The sequence below is a fragment of the Actinocrinis sp. genome (assembly GCF_035650855.1).
In the GTDB taxonomy this organism is placed as follows: domain Bacteria; phylum Actinomycetota; class Actinomycetes; order Streptomycetales; family Catenulisporaceae; genus Actinocrinis.
Genome location: NZ_DASRGV010000182.1, coordinates 1 through 3819, shown reverse-complemented (window position 1 = coordinate 3819; position 3819 = coordinate 1). Strand labels below are relative to the sequence as shown.

The following is a 3819-nucleotide window of genomic DNA, read 5'->3' as shown; positions in this document are numbered from 1 at the left end:
CCCGCTAGCCCTGCTGATCCGCACCTTCGCCGCGGATCGCGCGGTAGACAGCGCCGTGGCCCAAGCCCAATCGCTCACCTCCGTGGTGGCCACGGTCGGCGGCAGCACCCTCGCGCTGGCCGTCGATCAGCTCAATGCCGCCACCCCGGACCGGCCGGTGACCGTGTTCCTGCCGGACGGCAGCACCGTCGGCGCTTCGGCACCGGTCTCCGACGGAGTGCGCCTGGCACGCAGCGGACGCAGCATCACCGACGAGGTGCCCGGCGGCCTTGAAGTCCTCGTCTCCGTGCAGGGGCTGCCCGGCAGCGCGTCGACCACCGCCGGCAGTCTGGGCGGCACGGCCGTGATCCGCGTATTCGTGCCGGAGGCGCTGCTGCGCCACGGAGTCGTGCGCGCGTGGCTGCTGCTGATCGCCGTAGGCGTGGGACTGCTCCTGCTCAGCGTCCTGGTCGCCGACCGGCTCGCCCGCTCCCTGGTGCGGCCGCTGGCCGACCTCGCGCGGGCCTCAGACCGCCTGTCCGCCGGAGATCTGACAGCACGCACGGAACCGGCCGGCCCGCGAGAGGTGTACCGGGTCGGTACCGCGCTCAACGGCCTCGCGGAACGCATCGGACAGCTGCTCACCCGCGAGCGCGAATACAGCGCCGACCTCTCTCACCGGCTGCGCACTCCGCTGACCGCGCTACGCATCGACGCCGACGGCATCGACGACAAGGAGAGCCGAGAGCGCATCACGGAAGGTGTTGATGCCGTCGAACGGGCGGTCAACGGGATCATCGGAGAACTGCGTCGGCCGGCGCGCGAAGGAGTCTGGGTGAGCTGCGACGCGAGCGAGGTAGTGCGCGAGCGCGCCGCGTTCTGGTCGGCGCTGGCCGAGGAACAGCAGCGTTCGATGACAGTGCGGGCGGAAGCCGGACCGCTTCTGGTGCGCGTCGGATCCGAGGACCTGGCCGCGGCCGTGGACGTGCTGCTCGACAACGTCTTCGCGCACACCCCGGACGGCGCCGCCTTCGCGCTCGAACTGGTCGCCCGCCCCGGCGGTGGCGCGACGCTGTCCGTTGACGACGCCGGGCCCGGACTGCCCGGGCAATCCGCGGTGCGCCGCGGAGCGAGCGGCGAGGGCTCGACGGGCCTCGGGCTCGACATCGCCCGCCGCGCCGCCGCCTTCTCCGGCGGTGAACTCGTCGTGGAGACCGGGCCGCTGGGCGGCGCGCGCGTCACGCTCGAGCTGGGCCCTCCGCTGCAACCGACCTACCGGTCCGGCCGCCGGCGACACCGCGCTGCTTCCCGCTCAGCGCGCGGGTCGTGACTGCGTCCGCGCGCCCCGCCAGCCGGCGACCAGCCGCCAACCGATCGCTCCGACGACGCTCGCGATGCAGAGCACTGTCATCAACGTCATCCACGGCGTCGCCGGATCGGTGCCGGTGCCTAAAGCGTGCACAAGAGCTACCGGCCAGCACGCGTATGCCAGCCAGTGGATTGCCCGCCAGCTGCGATAACCCAGGCGCAACCGGACCAGGCTGGTCACGATCAGCGCGATGAGCAGGTCCGAGGCCACCGCGCCCAGCCCGAGCCAGAACGTGCGGTAGTCGGCGCTGAACGGGATGAACGCGGCGCTCAGCGGGATCGAAGTGTACGTATCCACGACGGTCGTCAGCACGTGCAGTACCAGGAAGACCACCGCGAGCAGCGAGGCGTTGCGGTGCAGGCCGACGGTGACGAAGCGCGGCAGCCGCACGGAGGAGTAGCGCACCGCCGTGACGACGCCGAGCGCCACGCACAGCGTGAGCAGCAGGAAGGCGACCAGGCCGGTGGCGCGCGTCGCGTACCACAGGCCGGGTCCCTTGAAGGAGAAGCTGACGGGCATGTCATGATCCGTTTCCGGTCGTGGCGGCGGGCCGGGGCCACGGCCCGGTGTATGTGACGGTCCCGTCCGGCCGCACCAGCCGCGCGGGCATGCCGAGCCGCTCCAGCCAGGCCACCGCGCGCGGACCACGCACGATCGCCGCGGTCGACGCCGTGTTGGCGGCGACGCAGCTCGCTCCGGCGACGGTCGCGGTGAGCCAGTACGGCTCGGCGCTGCGCCCGGTCGCCGGACTGATGATGTGGTGTACGTCCTGCGAGCCGCGGCGCCAGGCGCGCACGCTGGTACTGGACGTCGCAAGCCCGCCCACCGCGATGGCAACAGCCTGCTGCGGAACCGGGCCGGCGGCCTTCTCGTCGTCGATGACCCGCACCCTCCAACCGCCCTGCGGAGCCTGCCCGGCGACGGCGATGTCCCCGCCGAGATTGACCAGCACGCTGCAGCCGACTGCGTCGTGGATGCGCGCGGCGGCGCGGTCGGCTGCCAGCGCCTTGGCCGTGGCGCCGAGCTCCAGGACCAGCCCGGACGGCACGCGCGCCAGATTCCGCGACCGGTCGAGCTCGACTTTCCGCCAACCGGGGACCGCGCGGGCGGTGACGGCGGGACCTGCACCCGCGCGGGCGCCGTTACGTGCCAGCTCGGCGAAATCGCGGTCGTAGCCGAGCTCGATCAGGGCCGCGCCACAGGTCGGGTCGACATCGCCGTCGGTGTCGCGGGCCGCCTCCAGCGCCACGTCCAAGGCCTCGGCGAACAGTGCGCTTATTCGCATGGGACGGCCCTGCGCGCGGTTGAGCCGGGCCAGTTCCGAGTCGGCGCGGAACCGGGAGCAAGACAGGTCGATCGCGGCGAGCTCGTCCTCAAGCAGCGACCGGCCGTGTTCCAGCGCCTGCGGAGCGGCAACCAGCAGGCTCGCGCTGGTGCCCAAAGCCGAGAACGAGACCCCGACCGGTTCGCCGACGGACGCCGCGAACGCGAGGGTCATTTCACCGTGCTCGCCGACGTGGTGGTCTGAACCGGCGCGGCCGTCGTCGCGGGCGGCTTGGGCGGCGGAGCGATCGTCGAGGTCTTCGGGGCGGGCGCCGGCGCGGTCGAGCGCACCGGTGCCGGGCTCTGGCCGCCGGCCTTGGCGGTGGTGGTCGCCGAACCCGAGGCCGTGCCCGCGGCCGCGGTCGCGGCGCGGCTCGCGCTCGACGAGGACTGCGGGGCCGCGCCGGACGCAGAACCCGAGGCCGCGGCCGACTGCGCGGTTCCGGAGCCGGCGGGCTGGCCGGTGTTGGCGGTGTCGGCCGTGTTCGCTGGGGCCGATCGCGCGAAGAGGGTGATGAAGGCGACCATCGCCAGCGTGCTCAGTTGCGTCGTCCGCCAGGTGAGCTTGCCCAGACGGCGCAGGCCCTCCTCGCGGCCTGTGTCGACGGACTCGTCGTGGCGCATCTGCCTCAACCCTTTCCCGAGGTGCGTCTCGCGGATCGTGACCGGACACCCGCCCGGTCTGAAGACGACGGCCAGCGAACCGGACCAGACGCTAAGCCGCACCTAAGGAGCCACTAAAAGGAAGCCGGGGCCCGTTCAACATGCGCTGGTGGGCGGCCAGGATCAAGCCGATAGTCGATATACGCGTCCAGCGCGGCAGCGCCGCGGAGCATGGCGCGGCCACGGGCGGAGAGGCGCGCGTGCCAGTCCTGCAGCATCGATGCGAGGGGCGCGATGCCTCCGGCGGCGCGGACTTGAACGATCAGCGCAGCGATCTGTTCAAGCAGGTAGCCGCCGCGCCGAAGCTGATGGACAAGGAGCGCGTCACGCACGTCGGCCGCGCTGTAAATCCGGTAGCCGGTCAGCGGATCGCGGCGCGGATGCAGCAGACCGGCGCGTTCCCACTTGCGCAGCGTGGCAGGGAGGATGCCGAGCCTCCTGGCCAGGGGACCGACGAAGGTGTCGCCGCGCTCCTCCGGCACCGG

The 3819-nt window shown here is 72.5% G+C and carries 5 protein-coding genes; 1 reads left to right on the top strand and 4 read right to left on the bottom strand.

Features of this window, described 5'->3' with window-relative positions:
* Positions 1-1309 (top strand): sensor histidine kinase (locus VFB40_RS13615; protein ID WP_324850579.1); only part of this gene is annotated, 1309 nt, incomplete at its 5' end.
* Here VFB40_RS13615 and VFB40_RS13610 read toward each other — a convergent pair.
* The 4 genes from VFB40_RS13610 to VFB40_RS13595 form a co-directional block, all read right to left on the bottom strand.
* The gene (locus VFB40_RS13610; protein WP_324850577.1) at positions 1292-1867 is read right to left on the bottom strand and encodes a ferric reductase-like transmembrane domain-containing protein; all 576 of its coding nucleotides are present in this window, start codon (positions 1865-1867) and stop codon (positions 1292-1294) included. The two genes, VFB40_RS13615 and VFB40_RS13610, sit on opposite strands and share 18 nt — an antisense overlap.
* A 1-nt stretch (position 1868) precedes the next feature.
* Positions 1869-2846, bottom strand: a complete 978-nt coding sequence (locus tag VFB40_RS13605) for an FAD:protein FMN transferase (protein WP_324850575.1) — start codon at positions 2844-2846, stop codon at positions 1869-1871.
* Positions 2843-3295, bottom strand: coding sequence for a hypothetical protein (locus VFB40_RS13600; protein ID WP_324850573.1), 453 nt, complete (start codon positions 3293-3295; stop codon positions 2843-2845). The genes VFB40_RS13605 and VFB40_RS13600 overlap by 4 nt, the downstream gene beginning before the upstream one ends.
* Before the next feature lie 113 nt (positions 3296-3408).
* The coding region (locus tag VFB40_RS13595) for a TioE family transcriptional regulator (RefSeq protein ID WP_324850571.1) at positions 3409-3819 on the bottom strand (411 nt) is incomplete at its 5' end.